Raw genomic sequence first — 19,033 nt, 5'->3', positions numbered from 1 at the left:
GACATCACGCGGCCCGCGCCGGGCGCAGCGCGGCGGCCGCACGGGCGAGTTCGGTGATCGCCGCCCAGTCGCCGGCACGCACGCGGTCAGCCGGCGTGAGCCACGATCCGCCGACGCAGGCGACATTCGGCAGGGCGAGGAAATTCGGCGCGCTCGCGACGTCGATGCCGCCGGTCGGGCAGAAGCGCACCTGCGGGAAGGGGCCGCCCAGCGCCTTGAGCATGCCGATGCCGCCGGCCTGCGCCGCGGGGAAGAGCTTCATCGCGGTGTAGCCGGCCGCGAGCGCGTTGATCACGTCCGAGGGTGTCATCACCCCGGGCAGCAGCGGGATCGCCGATTCGCGCCCGGCGCGCAGCAGCTCCGGCGAGGCGCCCGGGCTCACCGCGAAGCTCGCGCCGGCTTCGGCGGCCGCAGCCAGGTCGGCCGGGGTCACGACGGTGCCGACGCCGACGAGCGCGTCGGGGACCTCGGCGCGGATCGCGCGCACGCTGTCGAGCGCCGCGGCGGTCCGCAGTGTCACCTCCAGCACGCGGATGCCGCCGGCGACCAGCGCACGGGCGAGCGGCACCGCGTCGGCAACCTTGTCGAGCACGATCACCGGCATCACGGGGCTGGCGGCGAGCAGGTTGGAAATGTCCATGAATTCGATCTCCGAAAGAGGGGTCAGGCGGCCAGTTGCGGGCCGGGCAGGGTCGAGCCGAAGGTGCTGGCGCCCTGTTCGGCGCCGCTCGCGTTCGCTCGAGCGTTGAAGAAAAGCTCGCGACCGACGCCGTGCTGGTTGGCGTCGAGGTTCGCGGTGGCCGTCTCGCGGGCGGCCCACTCGGTCGCATCGACCAGCACTTCCAGCGTGCCGGCCTCGGTGTCGAGACGGATCACGTCGCCATCGCGCACCTTGGCGAGCGGGCCGCCGGCCAGGCACTCGGGCGTCACGTGGATCGCCGCGGGCACCTTGCCGGAGGCGCCGGACATGCGCCCGTCGGTGACGAGCGCGACGTGGTAACCCTGGTCCTGCAGCACCCCCAGGGCGGGCGTGAGCTTGTGCAATTCGGGCATGCCGTTCGCGCGCGGGCCCTGGAAGCGCACCACCGCGACGAAGTCGCGCGTCAGCTCGCCCCGCTTGAAGGCGGCCATCATGTCGTCCTGGCCGTTGAACACGATCGCAGGCGCTTCCACAAAGCGGTGTTCCGGCTTGACGGCGGAGACCTTGATCACGGCGCGGCCCAGGTTGCCTTTCAGGAGCTTCAGGCCGCCGTCGGCGCTGAACGGTTCGGCGGCCGGACGCAGCACCGCGGAATCGAGGCTCTTCTCGACGGCTGCACGCCAGGCGACCCGTTCACGGTCGAGCCAGGGCTCCTGCGTGTAGCGCGCAAGTCCTTCTCCCATCACCGTCGTTACGTCGCCGTGCAGCAGGCCGGCGCCGAGCAGTTCGCGGATCAGGTAGCCCATGCCGCCGGCGGCGTGGAAATGGTTCACGTCGGCGCTGCCGTTCGGGTAGATGCGCGTCAGCAGCGGCACCGCGGCGGAAAGATCGTCGAAGTCGTTCCAGTCGATGTAGATGCCGGCCGCCGCGGCGATCGCCACGAGGTGGATCGTGTGGTTGGTCGAGCCGCCGGTCGCGAGCAGACCCACGATCGCGTTGGCGATCGTGCGCTCATCGACGACCTTCGCGATCGGGATGTATTCATTGCCGAGGCGCGTGATCGCCGCGAGTCGCTGGGCGGCCGCACGCGTCAGGCCGTCGCGCAGTTCGGTGCCGGGATTGACGAAGGCCGCGCCGGGCAGGTGCAGGCCCATCACCTCCATCAGCATCTGGTTGCTGTTCGCGGTGCCGTAGAAGGTGCAGGTGCCGGGGCCGTGATAGGCTGCCATCTCGGATTCCAGCAGTTCCTCGCGCGTCGCAAGTCCCTGCGCGAAGTTTTGGCGCACGCGCGCCTTTTGGTCGTTGCTGATGCCGCTGGTCATCGGGCCGGCCGGCACGAAGATGGTCGGCAGGTGGCCGAACTGCAGCGCGCCGATCAGCAGGCCCGGCACGATCTTGTCGCACACGCCCAGGCACAGCGTGCCGTCGAAGACGTTGTGCGACAGCGCCACCGCCGTCGACATCGCGATCACGTCGCGCGAGAAGAGGGACAGCTCCATGCCGGCTTCGCCCTGCGTGACGCCATCGCACATCGCAGGCACGCCGCCGGCGAACTGCGCGACCGCGCCCGCGCCGCGTGCGGCATCCTTGATCAGCGCCGGCATGCGCTCGAAGGGCTGGTGGGCCGAGAGCATGTCGTTGTAGGCAGAGACGATCCCGAGGTTCGGCAGGCGTGCCTGACGCAGCACGAGCTTGTCGTTCGGCTCGAACGCCGCGTAGGCATGCGCCTGGTTGGCGCAGGACACGTGCTTGCGTGCCGTCCCGGCTACGCGGGTCGCGGCGTCCACGCGCAGCAGGTAGGCAGCGCGCGAGGCGGCGCTGCGGGCGCGGATGCGGTCGGTGACGCGGGCGAGGGTGGGATTGAGCGACATGTGGCCTCCGTTGTGTCGTGGCGCCGCCCTTGTTTACCCGTGATGGGCTCGGCGACTTGCTTTGACACAAGTGTAGATTTGCTACATGTAGAAATGCAAGCCCCTTTTTGCAGAAAAAGCACTTTCATGTAGACGCGGTGATCGATCCGGTAAGAAATTGAAAGCGCTTTGAGGTCATAGAATACGGGTGCGTGCCTTGGGGCATGCGGAACTCGGCCCGGATTCGGGGTGAATCCCGAGAGGTGAAGATTCTGTTGACTTGCTACATTTTTCCGCCTTTAATTGTATGTAGATTTACTACCGTCGCCTTTCGGCAGGTCTGAAGCGGTGGCGTCCCGACAAGAACACATGGACGAGGCAAAAAAATTGATCCCTCTTGAAGCGTTCGACCTGATCCTGTTTGGTGGCAGCGGCGATCTCGCGATGCGCAAGCTGCTCCCCGCGCTGTATTACCGTCATCGCGACAGCGTCGCCGGCGGCGACACCGCGCGCTGGCGCATCATCGGCCTCGGGCGCGAGGACCTTTCGCGCGAGGCTTATGTCGCCAAGGTCGAGGCCGCGGCGCGCAAGTTCGTCGCCGCGCGCGATTTCGACGATGCGGCCTGGGCAGCCTTTGCAGCCACGCTCGATTACGTGCGCGTCGATGCCCGCGAGGCGGGCGACTTCGTGCGCCTGGGGGCCGCGCTCGGCGACGCCCCCGCGCGCGTGCGCGTGTTCTATCTGGCGACCGCGCCCAGCCTCTTCGCATCGATCAGCGAAAACCTCGGCGCCGCCGGCCTCGTCACGCCCGACAGCCGCGTCGTGCTGGAAAAGCCGCTCGGCCGCGACCTTGCCTCGGCGCGTCAGATCAACGAGCACGTCGGCGCGATCTTCAAGGAAGAACAGATCTATCGCATCGACCACTACCTCGGTAAGGAGACGGTGCAGAACCTGATCGCGCTGCGCTTCGGCAACACGCTGTTCGAGCCGTTGTGGAGCCGTGCTTGCGTGCGCGATGTGCAGATCACGCTGGCCGAGACCGTCGGTGTCGAGGGGCGGGGCGAGTTCTACGACAATACCGGCGCGCTGCGCGACATGGTGCAGAACCACCTGCTGCAGCTGCTGTGCATCGTCGCGATGGAACCGCCGGCGAGCATCGACCCCGACGCGATGCGTGACGAGAAGCTCAAGGTGCTCCGCTCGCTGCGCCCGATGACGCCCGAGGACGTCGCCACCCGCACCGTGCGCGGCCAGTACCGCGCGGGCGCGGTCGACGGCCGCCCGGTGCCGGCCTACCTCGAGGAGCCGGGCATCCCGCCGGGGAGCCGCACCGAGACCTTCGTCGCGCTGAAGGCCGAGCTCAACAACTGGCGCTGGGCCGGTGTGCCGTTCTACCTGCGCACCGGCAAGCGCATGCAGGAGCGGCTCGCCGAGATCGTCGTGAACTTCCGCGACGTACCCCACGCGCTGTTCCCGTCGCTGTCCGGCGAACGCGCGCCGAACCGCCTCGTGATCCGCCTGCAGCCCGACGAGGGCCTGGAACTGCACCTGATGGCCAAGGTGCCGGGCGACGAGATGCGCCTGCGTCCGGTCGCGCTGAACCTCGACTTTGCCGACACCTACCACGGCCGCCAATGGGACGCCTACGAACGCCTGCTGATGGACGTCATCCGCGGCAAGCTGACGCTCTTCATGCGCCGCGACGAACTCGACGCCGCGTGGCGCTGGGTCGAACCCATCCTCGAAGGCTGGGAGCAGGACTCCACGCCGCCGCGGCCCTACACCGCGGGCACCTGGGGGCCGGCGGCGTCCAGCGCGCTGGTTGGGCGCGACGGTCTCGCATGGTTGCAGGACTCCTGACGATGGAACTCGCGATGGAAAACACGATGGAGCGGGATCACGCACTCGATCTCCCGCGCCACGTCGCGCAGGATCTGTTTCCCGACGCGGCGACGATGTCCGCCGCGCTCGCCGACCGCGTCGCCGCGATGCTGCGCCATGCGATCGGGCAGCGCGGCCGTGCGAGCCTCGTCGTCTCCGGCGGCCGCAGCCCGGTGCCTTTTCTGCGCGCCCTCGGCCAGCGCAAGCTCGACTGGTCGCGCGTCACCGTCACGCTCGCCGACGAGCGCTGGGTGCCGGCGGACCACCCCGACAGCAACGCCGGCCTCGTGATCGCGAACCTGCTGCAGGGGCCGGCGGCCGAAGCGCGCTTCGTGCCGCTGTATGGCGGCGAGAACTCGCCCGGCGACGGGCTCGTGGCGTGCGCGGCACGGCTCGGCGCAATGCAGCGCCCCTTCGACGTCGTCGTGCTGGGCATGGGGGACGACGGGCATTTCGCGTCGATCTTCCCCGGCATCCCGCGGCTGGGCGAACTGCTGTCGGAATCCGGCCCCGCTCTCGCAGCGACCGTCCCGCCCGCCGCGCCGCATGCGCGCATGACGCTGGGACTCTCCGCGCTGCTCGATGCGCGCCGTATCCTGCTGCCGATCGCCGGCGCGGCGAAGCGCAGCGTGATCGAGGCTGCGGCGGGTGGATACGAAAGTTTTCCGATCGCCACACTTCTGCGACAACGGCGCACACCGATGCATGTATTCTTCTGCCCCTCCACGTGACATGCGGATGGGCTAGGCTCCCGAACCGAGGCAGCGGCGCACGAAGCCGCGCAACACTGGAACCAGGCTACTGAAATGGAAAACCAACCGATCATCAATTCGCACGGCGATGGGCCGGAAGAGACCGGCGCCCGGCGCGGGAGTCCGTTGCTCGCCCGCATCGAGGCGTCTTTCGACGAGCTGCGCAAGTCCGAACGCGCCGTTGCGCAGTTCGTGCTCGCCCATCCGAACGAGGTGCTCAACATCTCGATCGCCGAGCTCGCCTACCGCGTGGGCGTAAGCCAGCCCACCGTGGCGCGCTTCGTCAATGCGCTCGGCTTCACCGGCTTCAAGGAATTCAAGCTGCGCTTGGCGCAGAGCCTCGCGAGCGGTGTGCCCTACGTGCACCGCGACGTCGGCCCCGACGACTCGCTCGAAGAAGTCGCGCCGAAGGTGTTCAACCGCACGATCGGTGCGCTGATGAGCGTGCGCAACCAGCTCGACGCCACGCGCCTCGAACGCGCGGTCGAGCTCATCACGCGCGCCGCGCGCATGGAGTTCTACGGCATCGGCAATTCCGGTATCGTCGCCACCGATGCGCAGCACAAGTTCTTCCGCTTCGGCATACCGGCCGTGGCCTACAGCGACCCGCATACCCAGGGCATGGCCGCGACGCTGCTGGAGGAGGGCGACGTGGTCGTCGCGATCTCCGCGAGCGGGCGCACCCCCGAGATCATCCGCGCGTGCGAACTGGCGCGCGAAGCGGGTGCCGATGTGATTGCGATCACCGCCAGCGGCTCGCCGCTTGCCCGCACGGCGACGGTGCTGCTCGCTGCCGATGTGCCCGAAGACCCCGACGTCTACGCCCCGATGACCTCGCGCATCGCGCATCTGGCGCTCATCGACGTGCTGTCGGTGAGCGTCGCGCTCGCGAGCGGCCCCGAACTCATCAAGCGCCTCGAGCGCACCAAGCAGACCCTGCGCGACAAGCGCATCCGCGGATTCGAAGCCTGACCATGACATCCCTGACCACTTCCCCCGCCTGGCGTGCCCTCGCGGCGCATCGTGACGAACTCGGCGAGCAGCACCTGCGCGATTTCTTCGCTGCGGATGAAGGCCGTTTCGAGCGCCTCTCGCTGCGTGCTGCAGGCCTCTTCCTCGACTACTCGAAGAACCGCATCGTGCCGCGCACGCTGGAGCTGCTCACCGCGCTCGCCCGCGACCGCGGCCTCGAAGCCGCGCGCGCCGACATGTTTGCGGGCAAGCGCATCAACACCACCGAAGACCGCGCCGTCTTGCACGTCGCGCTGCGCAACCGCAGCGATGCGCCGGTCGAGCTCGACGATCGCGACGTGATGCCCGCGGTGCGCGAAGTGCTCGCACGCATGGGCGACTTCGTCGAAGGCGTGCGCGACGGGCGCTGGCGCGGCTTCTCGCGCGAAACGATCACCGACATCGTCAACATCGGTATCGGCGGCTCCGACCTCGGCCCCGCGATGGCCTGCCAGGCGCTCGTCGCCTGCGGTCACGAGCGACTGACGATGCACTTCGTCTCCAACATCGACGGCGACCTCCTCGCCGGCGTGCTCGCGAAGGTGAAGCCCTCGCGCACGCTCTTCGTCGTCGCCTCCAAGACCTTCACGACCATCGAGACGATGACCAACGCCGCCAGCGCGCGCGCGTGGTTCCTCGCCAACGGCGGCACCGAGGCGACGATCCCGAAACACTTCGTCGCGGTGTCGACCAACGCCGAGCGCGTCGCCGCCTTCGGTATCGACACCGCCAACATGTTCGGCTTCTGGGACTGGGTCGGCGGGCGTTACTCGATGTGGTCGGCCGTGGGCTTGCCGATCGCGCTCTACGTCGGCCGCGACAACTTCGAGGCGATGCTCGACGGCGCGCACGCGATGGACCGCCACTTCGTCGACGCCCCGCTCGAAGCGAACATGCCGGTCATCATGGGCCTGCTGGGCGTGTGGTACCGCGGCTTCTTCGGCGCATCGAGCCTCTCGATCGCACCCTATGCGCAGGGGCTCGCGCGGGTGCCGGCCTACCTGCAGCAGCTCGAAATGGAGAGCAACGGCAAGTCCGTGACATGCGACGGCAAGCCGGTCGAAACGGCGACCTGCCCGGTGATCTGGGGCGAGCCCGGCACCAACGGCCAGCACGCCTTCTTCCAGCTGCTGCACCAGGGCACGGACCTGATCCCGGTCGACTTCATCGCGCCGCTTGCGGCGACCCACGGTCTGGCCGAGCACCACCGCCTGCTGCTGGCGAACTGCATCGCGCAGAGCAAGGCCCTGATGGTCGGCAAGACGGCCGACGAGGTGCGCGCCGAGCTCGCGGCCGGTGGCCTGTCGGGCGAGGCGTTGGAGGCGCTGGTGCCGCATCGCGTCTTCCCCGGCAACCGCCCGAGCAACACGCTGCTGCTGCCCGACCTCTCGCCGCGCTCGCTCGGCGCGCTGATCGCGCTCTACGAACACAAGGTGTTCGTGCAGAGCGTCATCTGGGGCATCAACGCCTTCGATCAGTGGGGCGTGGAACTGGGCAAGCAGATCGCGACCCGTATCGCCGGCGAGCTCGCCGGCGGGGCGCGCGGCGAGCATGATGCATCGACGCAAGGGCTGATCGCCGCCGTGCGCGCGGCGCGCTGAGCATACGGACCGGAGGGCTCGGTGGCGCGGTTCCGGTCACGGCAGTCGCGCGATCGTGTAGGGCGGGAGTAGCGCAGCGTATCCCGCCATGCGGCGGTCGGACGGGTTTCGGCGGTTGAATTGGCGGGATACGCCTTCAACTCCTCCCGCCCTACGAATTCGACCGATCTCGACGGAATCCGATGGTGTCGCGTGGGGCCGCCTTCACGCGATGGTCTTGTGGGGCGCGTGAGCCTGGATGGTCGGCATGAAGTGCGCGGCCGCCTCAATCAGCGCCTGCTGCATCGACGCCACGAAGGGATTGTGCCCGGCGTCCGGGACGATCCGTAGCAGGCTCCCCGCCACGGCGCGATGCAGGCGCCTCGCATTCTCGACCCGGCAGACGAGATCCTTCTCCCCATGAAGGATCGTGACCGACATGGAACCGAGCGTCGCGGCGAGCTCGAGGAGGCGCGTCTCGCCGAGGAAGCACCCGTGGCGCAGGTAATGCGCCTGCACCCGATACTTCGCGAGCAGCGCCGCCTGCGTGTCCGCGTCCGGGAACTCGGGCAGCGGGGCAGGGGCGCCACCGTCGAGCGTCGCTTCCCATTGCATCCAGCGGCGCACCGCTTCAGTCGCGACCATCGCATCGTCCCCGAGAACGGCATCGAACAGGCGATCCGGCAGCGCACGACCCCGATCTCCGGGGATTGACTGGTCTAGCGCCTGCCAGAATTCGGGGAACAATCCGCCGGCCCCGGCAAAGAACCACTCCAGGTCCGCCGGCCCTGTCAGAAAGATGCCGCGCAGGATCGCGCCGAGACAGGCGTCCCGATGCGCCGCCGCATACGCGACGGCGAGCGCAGCGCCCCACGAGCCGCCCGTGACCAGCCAGCGCTCCACCCCCAGGTGCCGACGCAGCCGCTCGATGTCGGCGACGAGATCGGCCGTGGTGTTGTGCGCGCATTCCCCGCGCGGCGTGCTGCGTCCGCAGCCGCGCTGGTCGAAGAGCACGATGCGGAAGCGTGCAGCGTCGAACAGCTGCCGCATGCGCGGCGAGCACCCGCTGCCCGGGCCGCCGTGCAGCACGACCAAGGGAAGGCCATGCGGATTCCCACACTGCTCGAAGTAGAGCGAATGTCCGCCATCCACCGGGAGCCACCCGCGTTGCCACGGCTCGATGGCCGGGTAGGGCGGCGATGGCGCGGGATCGAGAGACGTACCGGTGGCTTGCATGCACTCGATCCTAACGCAATCGCCGAGGTGGGCGCAGATGGCGTGCCGCGCATCTCATGAAAATCGCTAGGTGAACTTCCCCACTTTTGTGATGTGCGTTCGGTGGCGACGGTGCATCCTGTGCTCCGGCTCGGCAATAAGGCCGCGGTCGCTTCACCACGACAGACGACACAGGAGACACATCATGAAATGGGAAACCCCCTCGGCTTGCGATTTCCGCTTCGGCTTTGAAATCACGATGTACATCGCGACGCGTTGAGCGTCCCCGGCACGGCCTGCGGATGCGGGTTCGTGCCTTCGCATGAGGAGGTGAGGGCGTGAAGATCAGGGTGCTCGGTTCGGCGGCCGGTGGCGGATTCCCGCAGTGGAACTGCAACTGCCGCAACTGCGACGGCCTGCGGCGCGGAACGGTGCGCGCCCACGCACGCACGCAGTCGTCCATCGCGGTGAGCGGCGACGACGAGAACTGGGCGCTGTTCAACGCCTCGCCCGACGTGCTGCAGCAGATCCGCGCCTTTCCCGGACTGCAGCCGGCGCGCGCGCTGCGCGACACGGCGATCCGTGCCATCGTGCTGATCGACGCGCAGATCGACCACACGACGGGCTTGCTGATGCTGCGCGAGCACCGCGCTGCGCATCAGCTGTGGTGCACCGCCGCGGTGAGGGAAGACCTCTCGGCCGGCAATCCGCTCTTCAACGTCCTGTCGCATTACTGCGGCGTCGACTGGCGGGAGGTGCCGCTATTCGGCGCCTTCGCGATGCACGGCGTGCCCGGCGTCGGTTTCGAGGCGCTGCCGCTCACCAGCAACGCGCCGCCGTATTCGCCGCACCGCGACCGCCCGCGGCCCGGCGACAACATCGGCGTGACGCTCGTCGACACGAAACGTGGGCAACGCGTGTTCTACGCGCCCGGCCTCGGCGAGATGGAGCCGCACGTGTGGGCATCGATGCAGATGGCCGACTGCGTGCTCGTCGATGGCACCTTGTGGACCGACGACGAGATGATCCGTCTCGGTGCCTCGCAGAAGACCTCGCGCGCGATGGGCCACCTGCCGCAGTCCGGTCCCGGCGGGATGATCGAATGGCTCGACCGCCTGCCCGCGAGCACCCGCAAGGTGCTGATCCACATCAACAACACGAACCCCATCCTCGACGAGGACAGCGCCGAACGCGCGGAACTCACGGCGCACGGCATCGAGGTGGCCTACGACGGCATGGAGCTGTCGTTCTGAGGGGCGGTCCCCGCCGAACGTTGCACTGGAAGGAGAGAGCAAGATGGATTTCGACGTCGCGATCGAGGATGCCGCCGCAAGAGCCCTGCGAGCCTGTGCGGGCGATGCGCCGCCGCTGAGCCGCGAGGAATTCGAGGCCCGCCTGCGCGGCAAGAGCACGAGCTACCACATCCATCACCCTTTCCACGTGATGATGGCGGAGGGGCGGCTTACCCGCGCGCAGCTGCAGGGCTGGGTCGCCAACCGCTTCTACTACCAGATCGCGATCCCGGTAAAGGACGCCGCGATCATGTCGCACTGCCCGGATCGCGAGATCCGCCGCGAGTGGATCCAGCGTATCCTCGATCACGACGGCTACGAGATTGGCGGCGTCAAGGACCCGGGAGGCATCGAGGCGTGGATCCGTCTCGGTGAGGCAGTAGGCCTCACGCGCGACGACGTCACTTCGCTGCGCTTTGTGGTGCCGGCGGCGCGCTTCGCGGTCGACGCCTACGTCAATTTCGCGCGCCAGCGGCCGTGGCAGGAGGCGATCGCGTCCAGCCTGACCGAGCTCTTCGCACCGCACATCCACCAGCAGCGCATCGACACCTGGCCGCAGCAGTATCCGTGGGTCGATGCCGCGGGGCTGCAGTATTTCCGCAACCGCCTCACCCAGGCGCGGCGCGACGTCGCCCACGGCCTGCGCTTCACGCTCGACTACTTCAGCCGCAGCCGCGCGTTGCAGGAGCGGGCGCTGGAGATCCTGCAGTTCAAGCTCGACGTGCTGTGGGCGCTGGCCGACGCGATCATGCTGAGCCAGTGCGAGATTGAAATCCGCGGGGAGAAAGCAGGAGCGCGGGCATGAGCGCGGCGACTGCAACGGACGCCTGCCCGCGCGTGTCGCGACGCTTCCGCCTGCAGTGGGAAGAGGCGCAGAATGCCTGGGTGCTGCTCTACCCGGAAGGGATGGTGAAGCTCAACCAGAGCGCGGGCGAGATCATGCGCCGCTGCGACGGCAGCCGCACGGTGTCGGCGATCGTCGCGGATCTGGAACAGGCCTTCGGGGCGAGCGGGCTCGCGGACGATGTCGCGAAGTTCCTCGAGCTCGCGCGCGCCCAGCAATGGATCGAGACCTAGCGGAGGGACTCGAGATGTCCGCAGCGAACCTTGCACCGCAACCCGGCCCGCCGCTGTGGCTGCTGGCGGAACTCACCTACCGCTGCCCGCTGCACTGCGCCTTCTGCTACAACCCGGTCGATTTCGCGACGAGCGGACCCGAGCTATCGACCGACGACTGGCTGCGGGTGCTCCGCGAGGCACGCGCCGCAGGCAGCGTGCAGTGCGGGTTTTCGGGCGGCGAACCGATGCTGCGCGACGACCTCGAGCTCCTCGTCGCCGAAGCGCACCGGCTGGGCTTCTACACCAATCTGCTGACCTCGGGCGTTGGCCTCACAGCCGAGCGCGCCGCGGCGCTGAAGGCCGCCGGCCTCGACCACATCCAGCTCTCGTTCCAGGACTCGACGCGCGAGCTCAACGACTTCCTGTCGCACACCCGCACCTTCGACCTCAAGCAGCGCGTCGCCGCGCTGATCAAGGACAACGGCTGGCCGATGGTGATGAACTGCGTCATCCATCGCCTGAACATCGACTACATCGACCGCATCATCGAGATGGCGGTCGAACTCGGCGCGGAATACCTCGAGCTCGCCAACAGCCAGTACTACTCATGGGCGCTGCTGAACCGCGACCAGCTCCTGCCGACGCGCGAACAACTCGAGCGCGCCGAGCGCATCACCAACGAATACCGGGAAAAGTACGGCGACCGCATCCGCATCTTCTTCGTCGTGCCCGACTATCACGAGAAGCGCCCAAAGAAGTGCATGAACGGCTGGGGCAACGTCTTCCTCACCGTGACGCCGGACGGCACCGCGCTACCGTGCCACACCGCGAAGATGCTCCCCGGGCTCGCCTTTCCGAACGTGCGCGAGATGGGGGTGCGCGAGATCTGGTACGAGTCCGAAGGCTTTAACCGCTACCGCGGCGACGGCTGGATGAAGGAGCCGTGCCGCACTTGCCCGGAGAAGGAAAAGGACCTCGGCGGCTGCCGCTGCCAGGCCTACATGCTGGCGGGCGATCCGGCCGCAGCCGACCCCGTGTGCGACAAGTCGCCCGCCCACGGGGTGGTCGTCGAGGCCCTGGCCCGCGCCGAGTCGGGCGTCGGCCGGAGCGCACCGCTGGTGTTCCGCGATCCGGCCGCGTCGCGCCGCCTCGCCGAGGGCGCAGGTTGAAAAGGATCAGCGGTGACCGCGGTAGCGCCAGGAACCGTCGCGGTCGCTCCTGTAGCGGTACCCGCCGTCGTGGCGGTCGCCCCAGCTGCGTTCGCCCCAGTGGCGGTGATGGCCGGAGCCGTAACCGTCGTGGCCTACCGGCAGCACGATACAGCCGCCGAGCAGGCCGGCAACGAGGAATGCGACGAGGAATTTGGTGAATGAGCGCGCCATGATTGACCTCCTTGTGAGTGGTCAACGCGCTGCCGGCACACGCCGTGCACCGCTAAGCCGGGCTGCTTTGTAAGACTGTGTACGGCGAGCCGCCACCCTGGCAGGCGGCTCCCCGTCATGCGGTGCGCAGCGGCTCCAGGTAATCGAGTTCCGGCCCGACGGGGACGATGCCCGAGGGGTTCAGCGCGGCGATCGAGTAGCCCTTCAGGCGCAGCGCGATCAGCGTCCGCGAAGCCCACGGGCAGATGTAGGCGACGTAGAGCTGGTAGCGGCCGGCTTCGGCGGCGAAGCGCTTCGCGCTGCCCGCGCCGATCCGGTCACGGAAGGCCGAATGCTGGCGGATGAAGCGCCCGTCGGCGTCGCTCTGCTGCACGGGGTGCCATTTCTCCGCCCATTTGCCATTCACAACAGAAGTGCATGACTGTTGCCCGAAAGCGAACAAATCGGCCGCCATCCTGACTGACGCGGGCAATGCGCCGGCATCTACGCGCAGGGGGATTGTTGCGAAATGAAGAACAGAAATTCGCAATTAGCGCTGTTTAACTCAATCGTCTCGCCGCGTACAGTCCGTCCCATGGTCAGCACGCGGTACGAAGACATGCGGCCAACCCCAAATGCAATCAATGGAGAACGAACATGAGCAACGGAATCGTCAATCGCCTTCTCGCCACCAAAGCCGGCTGGGGTCCCCTCGCGCTGCGCATTCCGGTCGGCATCATCTTCGCCGCACACGGCGCACAGAAACTCTTCGGCTGGTTCGGCGGCTACGGCCTGCAGGGCACGGGGCAGTGGATGGAATCGATCGGCCTGGCGCCGGGGCAGCTGATGGCCCTGCTGGCGGGCGGCGCGGAATTCTTCGGCGGCCTCGCCCTGATCGTCGGCCTGCTGGTGCGTCCCGCGTCGGCCGTGCTGGCCTTCGCGATGCTGGTCGCGATCTTCAGCGTGCATGCAGCCAACGGCCTGTTCATGAAGAACAACGGCTACGAATTCGGTCTGGCGCTGCTCGCCGTCTCGATCTCGCTCGCGTTCAGCGGTGCGGGTCGGGCATCCCTCGACGCTGTGCTGGCGCCCTCGGACAAAAAGCGCTGATCGCATCGCGCCGACCGCCCCGGGAACCTTCATGACCGACGATACCGTCCTCGTCCGGCAACCGGCCGCCGCAAGGCGGCTGGTGCTGCTCTTCCACGGCGTCGGCGCGACGCCGCAGAACCTCCTGCCGCTCGCCGACGCTATCGCGCAGGCAGACCCCACCGCTTGGATCGTCAGCGTGCGATCGCCCGATCCCTGCGATTTCGGTATCGGCTGGCAGTGGTTCCCCGTGCGCGGCGTCACCGAAGAAAACCGCCTCGAACGCGTCGCCGCGGCGATGCCGCAATTCGTCGACACCGTGCGGGACTGGCAGCGGCAGTCCGGCGTCGGCCCGGAGGCGACGACGCTGGTCGGCTTCTCGCAGGGCGCGATCATGGCCCTCGAATCCACACAACTCGCCGACCGGTTGGCCGCCCAGGTGATCGCCATCGCGGGACGCTTCGCGCAGCCGCCCAGGATCCGACCGTCCGCGACCGCGGTGCATCTCATCCACGGCAAGGACGACTCGGTGATCGATCCGCGCTACAGCATCGCCGCGGCGGACCGCCTCGCGTCGATGGGCGCCGACGTCGTACTGAATCTGCTGCCGGACGTGGGGCACACGATCGACGAGGGTGTCGTCGATCTGGTGTGTGCGCGACTGCGCAAGGGGTGATGGGGCGATCAAGCTCGCCAGAGCGTCGTACTGCATCGATTCGCGTCTCCCTTAATCCCGATATCTACGAGAACACCGAAAACCAGCGAGCCAGGCGAGGGACAGCTCGGCGATGGATGCCTTGCCGCACTGCCCGACGGGGTGGCAGGTGGCCTCGATTCCGTTCGCCTGATCGATGTCCTGTGGATATCGAAAGAGGCGCAGACGGTTTTCCGCAGCGTTCGAAGTGGAGCACTCCCGCAGTCGCTGCTCGTCGTCGGTGATGTGACGCGCCAGCACGAGCGTATGGCAGGCCACCCGGCGCGAGTGCAGGCCCGTCTCGTGTTCCCGCAGATCGAGCGTATCCACGAGGGCCTCGGCAAATCCGGACAGGACTCCTGCGCAACAGGGGTCGTCGCCAACTATTGACTGCAGGAAGCAGCGCTCGCAAAGCTGGCCGCCATCGCCCCGCTCGGGATCGGCCAGCAAAATCTCGACGCCGCAGTGCGAGCAACGACAAGGCGTGGGCGGATAGCCGCCAGCGGGTACCGGCATGTCGATACTCCTGTTCCTCTCGTGAATCGCGCCGCGTCGTCACGCGCAGCCGATGCGCACCCATCTTGCCCGCGCGCATTCGCCGCCGTGGCGGGTGGGAGCCTCATGTCGCGAGTCCATGATCGAGCTCGCGCTCAACGCCGCACGTTGTCGAAAACAGCTTCGATCGGCCGCGCGGCGCCGGGAAGCTGCGCCTGGACGGTGATCCGGTACGGGCCTTCGGCCGATAACACGAAATAGGCGCCGTAACTCACGGTGCCGTCGATCTGCATGGCCTCAAGTTTCCGGCTGCTTCCCGCCATGCCCAGTTCAGCCACGTTCGCGTGGACTTCGGCCGAGCTGATTCGCTTGCCGTTGGCGTCGAAGAGCGCAACGACGAGATGATAGGCATCCTTGGCGCCTTTCACGCCGCCGTGCATGGATCGCTCCTCATGCGACAGCGGATGCTTGGCGGCGATCTGCGCCGGCATCAGGCCGTAGTAGATGTCGACGCCCGACACCGTCATCCGCTGGCCCGCGCCGGCGGCGAACACGGAAGCCATGGCTCCGGACAGGAACAGGGCCCCGAGAAACTGGCGGAGTGATCGTGTGTGTGTGCGTTTCATGGCTGTTCCCCTTCGTCGGCGGTCGGGCGCGCGACCCAGAAAGTCAGCAGGTTCATCCAGCGTCCGCGGACCTCGATGGATTGAAAGCCGCTGCGCCGCAGGAAGGCCGGGATCTCGCCGCGCAGGTTGGCTGCCGTCATCGGCATGGCGAGCAGCGGCCAGGTCAGTAACCACCACAGCGGGTTTGCCGGCCGGTCGAGGTCGGCGATGACAAGGCCGCGAGCAGCACCGCTGTCGCCGGGCATGCCCATAGCCAAATGTCCAGACGAGGTTTCATGACGCACTCCAGGGAGCGCAACGCTCTCGCGCTACCCGCCTTGCAGCGCTTGAGCTGGGCCGAACTGACAATCTGCGACAGCGAGGACAAAGCCGTCGCCGTGCCAGCAATGATCGGATTCAGGTGTTCAGCATAGACGAACGGCACTGACCGGGCGTTTGCCGGTTGATTACATTTCTGTCAGCGTTCGGTCATCTTGCCGGGTCAATGTTCGGCTTCCAGCTCTGCCCGCCGCGGCATGTCCGCACCCCGCCGCGAGCACGTGATCGCGGCGGCGCGGGCCGCGAATTCGAGCAGGCGGGCGAGAGCGGCGGCGTCCATCGTGGCGACCGCCACCGGGTCGAGCCGGCCCGTTTCCGCGAGGTGCGACAGCATCGCCGCCTGGAACGTGTCGCCGGCACCCACCGTGTCGACGGTGGCCACGCGCGGGGCGGGCACGTCGGCCCGTCCCTGGGCATTCCACGCGCTCGCCCCGTCCGCGCCGCGCGTAACGACGACCAGCTTCGCGCCGTTCGCGAGCCAGCGCGCTGCGAGTGCCGCCTCGTCCGTTTCGCCGTACAGCAGGCGCACGTCCTCGTCGCTGATCTTCACCAGATGCGCGAGGCCCGCGAGCGTGTCGGCGCGCTCGCGCCAGCGCTCCACCGAGGGCTCCACGTTGAGCCGCACGTTCGGATCGTAGGCGATCAGGCGCCGGCCGCGTTCGTGGCGCACCAGCGTTTCCAGCGCGGTCGCCACCGGCTCGACGACCGTTGCGTACGAGCCGAGATGGATCGCGCGCACCTCGTCCCCCAGCTCCGGCAGCTGCGCCGCCGACAGCAAGCGGTCGGCCGCGCCATTGCCGTAGAACGCGTAGCGCGGGACGCCGGCCGCGTCGAGCTCGATCATGCCCAGCGTCGTCGGCGCGTCGAAGCGCGGGCAGGGCGTCGTATCCACCCCCTCGCGGGCGAGCACCCGCGCGAGACGGTCACCGAGCATGTCCTTCGCCAGACCGCTCAGGAAGGCCACCGGCTGGCCGAGCCGCGCCAGCCCGATCGCGACGTTGAAGGGCGAGCCGCCGGGGCGCGCGTCGAGATGCAGGGCGTTGTCGGTCTCAGTGCCGATGAAGACATCGAACAGGGCTTCGCCGCAGACTAGGAACATGATGGGGAACCGTCTCGTTAGGGTTGGGGAAGTGCGCGGCCGCCGTCAGCGCGGCGACGACCAGCCCTTGTAGCTGCCGACGTTGTCGCGCGTCACCAGCGTCGACGGGATCAGCACCATCGGGTTGGCGGGCTTCTTGCCGTTGAGGATGTCGTTGCCGATCACGATGGCCTGCTGCGCCATCAGCCACGGATCCTGACTCGCCGAGGCTTCGACCTGGGTTTCGCTCTTGAGCGCGTTCTCGATATCCGGCGCGCCGTCGACTGACGAGATCACGAGGCCCTTGCGCTTGAGCTGACGGGCGGCGAGATCGGTGCCGATGGCTTGCGGGTCGTTGATCGTGAACACCGCGTCGAGCTTCTGGAAGCGTGTCAGGTGGCCGAGCATCACGTTCATGCCGCCTTCGCGCGAACCCTTGCCGTCCTGGTCGTCGGAGAGCACCTTGATGCCGGGCGCCGCGGCGAACACTTCCTTGCAGCCCTTCACCCGATCGACCACCGCCGATACCTGGGGCCCGTTCTGGATGATCACGTTGCCCTTCCCGGAGAGGCGCTTGACGATGTGCTCGCAGGCAATGCGTCCCGCCTGCACGTTGTCGGTCTGCACCGTCGCATCCGCGCCGGCCGCAGCCACGTCGACCGCGACGACGGTGATGCCGGCCTTCTGCGCCTTCTTCACCGCCGGTTCGATCGCCTTCGCGTCGGCGGCGTTGAGGAGGATCAGGTCCACGCCGGCCGAGATGAAGTTGTCGATCTGCGTGAACTGCTTGTTGAGGTCGTAGTCGGCCGACGCGGTGATCACCTTGGCGTTCGGGTACATCTCCTTCACCTTTGCTTCGGCCCCCTTCGCGATCGTCACGAAGAAGGGGTTGCCGAGCGAGCCGACGGTCACGCCGACGGACTTTATTTCGCGCGCCTGGGCGACGCCGGTGGCGCAGGCCAGCGCGATGCCGGCGACGAGTGCTTTGCGAACGAACATGGATGTCTCCTGAACCGGTCTTATTTTGAGCCGCGACCCGGGACCGGATTCCGGGGCCGCGGCGAGATGGAAAGCGGGAAAGGCGGGGACGGCGTAGATCAGGTCCGCGCGCCGCTCTGGCGGTAGCGGTCCAGCGCCACGGCGCCGATGATCACGAGGCCCTTGATGATGTATTGCCAAATGTCCGACACGCCCAGCAGGACCAGACCATTGGTAAGCACCGCGATGATCAGCGCGCCAATCAGCGTGCCGACGATGGAGCCGACGCCGCCGACGAAGCTCGTGCCGCCCAGGATCACCGCGGCGATCGCGTCGAGCTCGTAGGACTGGCCGAGCTGCAGGCCGTTGGCGGCGAGCAGGCGGGCGGAGGTCATCACCGCGCCGAGGCCGGCCAGCAGGCCCGACATCGCATACACGAAGAGCAGCACCTTCCACACCTTGATGCCCGACAGGCGCGCCGCCTCCGGGTTGCTGCCGACCGAGTAAATGTGCAGCCCCAGCACCGTGCGGCGCAGGATGAACCACGAGCCGGCGATCACCGCACCCGCGATCCACACCAGCCAGGGCACGCCGAGCAGGTTGTCGTTGCCGATGAAGGCGAAGGGCAGGTCGGGGTTGAACACCGTCTGGTCGTCGCCGATTAGGCGCGCCATGCCGCGCACCGCGGTCAGCGCGCCCAGCGTCACGATGAACGGCGGCAACTTGCCGAACGCGACGAGGCTGCCATTCACCAGCCCGAATGCGAGTCCCACGGCAAGGCCCGCGGCGATGCCGAGGAAGCCCCCGCCCGGCAGCGTCGAGCTCATCACCGAAACGACCGCCGCGGCCGCGAGGATGGCGCCCACCGACAGGTCGATGCCGGCGGTCAGGATCACGAAGGTCATGCCGGCGGCGAGCACGATGTTGATCGACGCCTGCTGCGCGACGATCGACAGGTTCTGCGCGGTGAAGAAGCCTTCCGCGAGGATGCCGAAGCCCGCGGCCAGCAGGATCAGCACCGGCAGCATGCCGACGGTGCGCATCAGCGACTGGAAGCGCTCGCGCGGCGTGGGTTGAACGGCGGCGGCGCGCGGCGATCCGGCGAGGGTGCTGG

Annotated in this window: 22 protein-coding genes; 11 read left to right on the top strand and 11 right to left on the bottom strand. The window is 68.0% G+C overall.

Annotation, left to right across the window (positions count from 1 at the left end; genetic code table 11):
• Positions 1–4 precede the first annotated feature (4 nt).
• On the bottom strand, positions 5–640 hold the full coding sequence (gene eda / locus GPA27_RS22630) for a bifunctional 4-hydroxy-2-oxoglutarate aldolase/2-dehydro-3-deoxy-phosphogluconate aldolase (protein WP_169142687.1): 636 nt from the start codon (positions 638–640) through the stop codon (positions 5–7).
• 23 nt (positions 641–663) lie between these two features.
• On the bottom strand, positions 664–2,511 hold the full coding sequence (gene edd, locus GPA27_RS22625; RefSeq protein WP_169142686.1) for a phosphogluconate dehydratase: 1,848 nt from the start codon (positions 2,509–2,511) through the stop codon (positions 664–666).
• A 348-nt stretch (positions 2,512–2,859) separates the two neighbouring features.
• Here edd and zwf point away from each other — a divergent pair, with 348 nt between their 5' ends.
• The 4 genes from zwf to pgi all read left to right on the top strand — a co-directional run bounded on the left by zwf (position 2,860) and on the right by pgi (position 7,735).
• Positions 2,860–4,350, top strand: a complete 1,491-nt coding sequence (zwf, locus tag GPA27_RS22620) for a glucose-6-phosphate dehydrogenase (protein ID WP_256223082.1) — start codon at positions 2,860–2,862, stop codon at positions 4,348–4,350.
• Positions 4,332–5,102: a 6-phosphogluconolactonase gene (pgl, locus tag GPA27_RS22615; RefSeq protein ID WP_246261382.1), complete on the top strand. Its 771-nt coding sequence runs from the start codon at positions 4,332–4,334 to the stop codon at positions 5,100–5,102. The genes zwf and pgl overlap by 19 nt, the downstream gene beginning before the upstream one ends.
• Positions 5,103–5,177: 75 nt before the next feature.
• A complete protein-coding gene (gene hexR, locus GPA27_RS22610; RefSeq protein WP_211165174.1) occupies positions 5,178–6,095 on the top strand; it encodes a transcriptional regulator HexR in 918 nt (305 codons plus the stop codon).
• Between the two features lie 2 nt (positions 6,096–6,097).
• The gene (pgi, locus tag GPA27_RS22605) at positions 6,098–7,735 is read left to right on the top strand and encodes a glucose-6-phosphate isomerase (protein WP_169142684.1); all 1,638 of its coding nucleotides are present in this window, start codon (positions 6,098–6,100) and stop codon (positions 7,733–7,735) included.
• A 204-nt stretch (positions 7,736–7,939) separates the two neighbouring features.
• Here pgi and pip read toward each other — a convergent pair whose 3' ends face one another.
• Positions 7,940–8,950: a prolyl aminopeptidase gene (pip, locus tag GPA27_RS22600; RefSeq protein WP_169142683.1), complete on the bottom strand. Its 1,011-nt coding sequence runs from the start codon at positions 8,948–8,950 to the stop codon at positions 7,940–7,942.
• Between the two features lie 184 nt (positions 8,951–9,134).
• On the opposite strand from pip, the gene pqqA reads away from it, so the two are divergent.
• The 5 genes from pqqA to pqqE are packed head-to-tail and all read left to right on the top strand — an operon-like array spanning position 9,135 to position 12,449.
• Entirely contained in the window at positions 9,135–9,209 is a 75-nt protein-coding gene (pqqA, locus tag GPA27_RS29550; RefSeq protein ID WP_076601006.1) for a pyrroloquinoline quinone precursor peptide PqqA, read from the top strand.
• A gap of 58 nt (positions 9,210–9,267) precedes the next feature.
• A complete protein-coding gene (gene pqqB, locus GPA27_RS22595; protein ID WP_169142682.1) occupies positions 9,268–10,182 on the top strand; it encodes a pyrroloquinoline quinone biosynthesis protein PqqB in 915 nt (304 codons plus the stop codon).
• A 43-nt stretch (positions 10,183–10,225) separates the two neighbouring features.
• Positions 10,226–11,026, top strand: a complete 801-nt coding sequence (gene pqqC, locus GPA27_RS22590; protein ID WP_211165173.1) for a pyrroloquinoline-quinone synthase PqqC — start codon at positions 10,226–10,228, stop codon at positions 11,024–11,026.
• Positions 11,023–11,298: a pyrroloquinoline quinone biosynthesis peptide chaperone PqqD gene (pqqD, locus tag GPA27_RS22585; protein ID WP_169142681.1), complete on the top strand. Its 276-nt coding sequence runs from the start codon at positions 11,023–11,025 to the stop codon at positions 11,296–11,298. Before pqqC ends, pqqD begins: the two co-directional genes overlap by 4 nt.
• Positions 11,299–11,312: 14 nt before the next feature.
• On the top strand, positions 11,313–12,449 hold the full coding sequence (gene pqqE, locus GPA27_RS22580; protein ID WP_169142680.1) for a pyrroloquinoline quinone biosynthesis protein PqqE: 1,137 nt from the start codon (positions 11,313–11,315) through the stop codon (positions 12,447–12,449).
• 6 nt (positions 12,450–12,455) lie between these two features.
• Here the strand turns inward: pqqE and GPA27_RS22575 are convergent, their stop codons facing one another.
• A complete protein-coding gene (locus GPA27_RS22575) occupies positions 12,456–12,662 on the bottom strand; it encodes a hypothetical protein (protein WP_169142675.1) in 207 nt (68 codons plus the stop codon).
• A 115-nt stretch (positions 12,663–12,777) separates the two neighbouring features.
• Positions 12,778–13,035, bottom strand: a complete 258-nt coding sequence (locus tag GPA27_RS22570; protein WP_211165172.1) for a hypothetical protein — start codon at positions 13,033–13,035, stop codon at positions 12,778–12,780.
• A gap of 263 nt (positions 13,036–13,298) precedes the next feature.
• On the opposite strand from GPA27_RS22570, the gene GPA27_RS22565 reads away from it, so the two are divergent.
• Both GPA27_RS22565 and ypfH read left to right on the top strand, forming a co-directional pair.
• The gene (locus tag GPA27_RS22565) at positions 13,299–13,751 is read left to right on the top strand and encodes a DoxX family protein (protein ID WP_169142679.1); all 453 of its coding nucleotides are present in this window, start codon (positions 13,299–13,301) and stop codon (positions 13,749–13,751) included.
• Between the two features lie 31 nt (positions 13,752–13,782).
• Complete coding sequence (ypfH, locus tag GPA27_RS22560; RefSeq protein WP_169142678.1) at positions 13,783–14,406, top strand: esterase; 624 nt, start codon at positions 13,783–13,785, stop codon at positions 14,404–14,406.
• A 51-nt stretch (positions 14,407–14,457) separates the two neighbouring features.
• On the opposite strand, the gene GPA27_RS22555 is transcribed toward ypfH, so the two are convergent.
• From GPA27_RS22555 to GPA27_RS22530, 6 genes are all read right to left on the bottom strand, one after another.
• Positions 14,458–14,940 carry a hypothetical protein gene (locus tag GPA27_RS22555; protein WP_211165171.1) on the bottom strand — a complete coding sequence of 161 codons (483 nt, stop codon included), beginning with the start codon at positions 14,938–14,940 and terminating at the stop codon, positions 14,458–14,460.
• Between the two features lie 134 nt (positions 14,941–15,074).
• The gene (locus GPA27_RS22550) at positions 15,075–15,545 is read right to left on the bottom strand and encodes a FixH family protein (protein WP_246261380.1); all 471 of its coding nucleotides are present in this window, start codon (positions 15,543–15,545) and stop codon (positions 15,075–15,077) included.
• Positions 15,542–15,796 (bottom strand): hypothetical protein, encoded by a 255-nt coding sequence (locus GPA27_RS22545; protein WP_211165170.1) that lies wholly within the window; start codon positions 15,794–15,796, stop codon positions 15,542–15,544. The genes GPA27_RS22550 and GPA27_RS22545 overlap by 4 nt, the downstream gene beginning before the upstream one ends.
• Before the next feature lie 230 nt (positions 15,797–16,026).
• Positions 16,027–16,962, bottom strand: coding sequence for a carbohydrate kinase family protein (locus GPA27_RS22540; protein WP_169142677.1), 936 nt, complete (start codon positions 16,960–16,962; stop codon positions 16,027–16,029).
• A 45-nt stretch (positions 16,963–17,007) separates the two neighbouring features.
• Positions 17,008–17,940 carry an ABC transporter substrate-binding protein gene (locus GPA27_RS22535; protein WP_169142676.1) on the bottom strand — a complete coding sequence of 311 codons (933 nt, stop codon included), beginning with the start codon at positions 17,938–17,940 and terminating at the stop codon, positions 17,008–17,010.
• A 98-nt stretch (positions 17,941–18,038) separates the two neighbouring features.
• Positions 18,039–19,033: ABC transporter permease subunit (locus GPA27_RS22530; RefSeq protein WP_246261378.1), on the bottom strand; the 995-nt coding region annotated here is incomplete at its 5' end.

Source organism: Aromatoleum toluolicum (assembly GCF_012911005.2).
GTDB classification, from domain to species: Bacteria; Pseudomonadota; Gammaproteobacteria; order Burkholderiales; family Rhodocyclaceae; genus Aromatoleum; species Aromatoleum toluolicum.
Note: the sequence above shows the minus strand (reverse complement) of the source record. Positions and strands in the feature narration are given on the sequence as shown.

Bases quoted from the DNA above. Each gene is read 5' to 3' on its own strand.
- eda (WP_169142687.1), bottom strand. From the start codon at position 640: ATGGACATTTCCAACCTGCTCGCCGCCAGCCCCGTGATGCCGGTGATC.
- edd (WP_169142686.1), bottom strand. From the start codon at position 2,511: ATGTCGCTCAATCCCACCCTCGCCCGCGTCACCGACCGCATCCGCGCC.
- zwf (WP_256223082.1), top strand. From the start codon at position 2,860: ATGGACGAGGCAAAAAAATTGATCCCTCTTGAAGCGTTCGACCTGATC.
- pgl (WP_246261382.1), top strand. From the start codon at position 4,332: ATGGTTGCAGGACTCCTGACGATGGAACTCGCGATGGAAAACACGATG.
- hexR (WP_211165174.1), top strand. From the start codon at position 5,178: ATGGAAAACCAACCGATCATCAATTCGCACGGCGATGGGCCGGAAGAG.
- pgi (WP_169142684.1), top strand. From the start codon at position 6,098: ATGACATCCCTGACCACTTCCCCCGCCTGGCGTGCCCTCGCGGCGCAT.
- pip (WP_169142683.1), bottom strand. From the start codon at position 8,950: ATGCAAGCCACCGGTACGTCTCTCGATCCCGCGCCATCGCCGCCCTAC.
- pqqC (WP_211165173.1), top strand. From the start codon at position 10,226: ATGGATTTCGACGTCGCGATCGAGGATGCCGCCGCAAGAGCCCTGCGA.
- pqqD (WP_169142681.1), top strand. From the start codon at position 11,023: ATGAGCGCGGCGACTGCAACGGACGCCTGCCCGCGCGTGTCGCGACGC.
- pqqE (WP_169142680.1), top strand. From the start codon at position 11,313: ATGTCCGCAGCGAACCTTGCACCGCAACCCGGCCCGCCGCTGTGGCTG.
- GPA27_RS22575 (WP_169142675.1), bottom strand. From the start codon at position 12,662: ATGGCGCGCTCATTCACCAAATTCCTCGTCGCATTCCTCGTTGCCGGC.
- GPA27_RS22565 (WP_169142679.1), top strand. From the start codon at position 13,299: ATGAGCAACGGAATCGTCAATCGCCTTCTCGCCACCAAAGCCGGCTGG.
- ypfH (WP_169142678.1), top strand. From the start codon at position 13,783: ATGACCGACGATACCGTCCTCGTCCGGCAACCGGCCGCCGCAAGGCGG.
- GPA27_RS22555 (WP_211165171.1), bottom strand. From the start codon at position 14,940: ATGCCGGTACCCGCTGGCGGCTATCCGCCCACGCCTTGTCGTTGCTCG.
- GPA27_RS22550 (WP_246261380.1), bottom strand. From the start codon at position 15,545: ATGAAACGCACACACACACGATCACTCCGCCAGTTTCTCGGGGCCCTG.
- GPA27_RS22545 (WP_211165170.1), bottom strand. From the start codon at position 15,796: ATGGGCATGCCCGGCGACAGCGGTGCTGCTCGCGGCCTTGTCATCGCC.
- GPA27_RS22540 (WP_169142677.1), bottom strand. From the start codon at position 16,962: ATGTTCCTAGTCTGCGGCGAAGCCCTGTTCGATGTCTTCATCGGCACT.
- GPA27_RS22535 (WP_169142676.1), bottom strand. From the start codon at position 17,940: ATGTTCGTTCGCAAAGCACTCGTCGCCGGCATCGCGCTGGCCTGCGCC.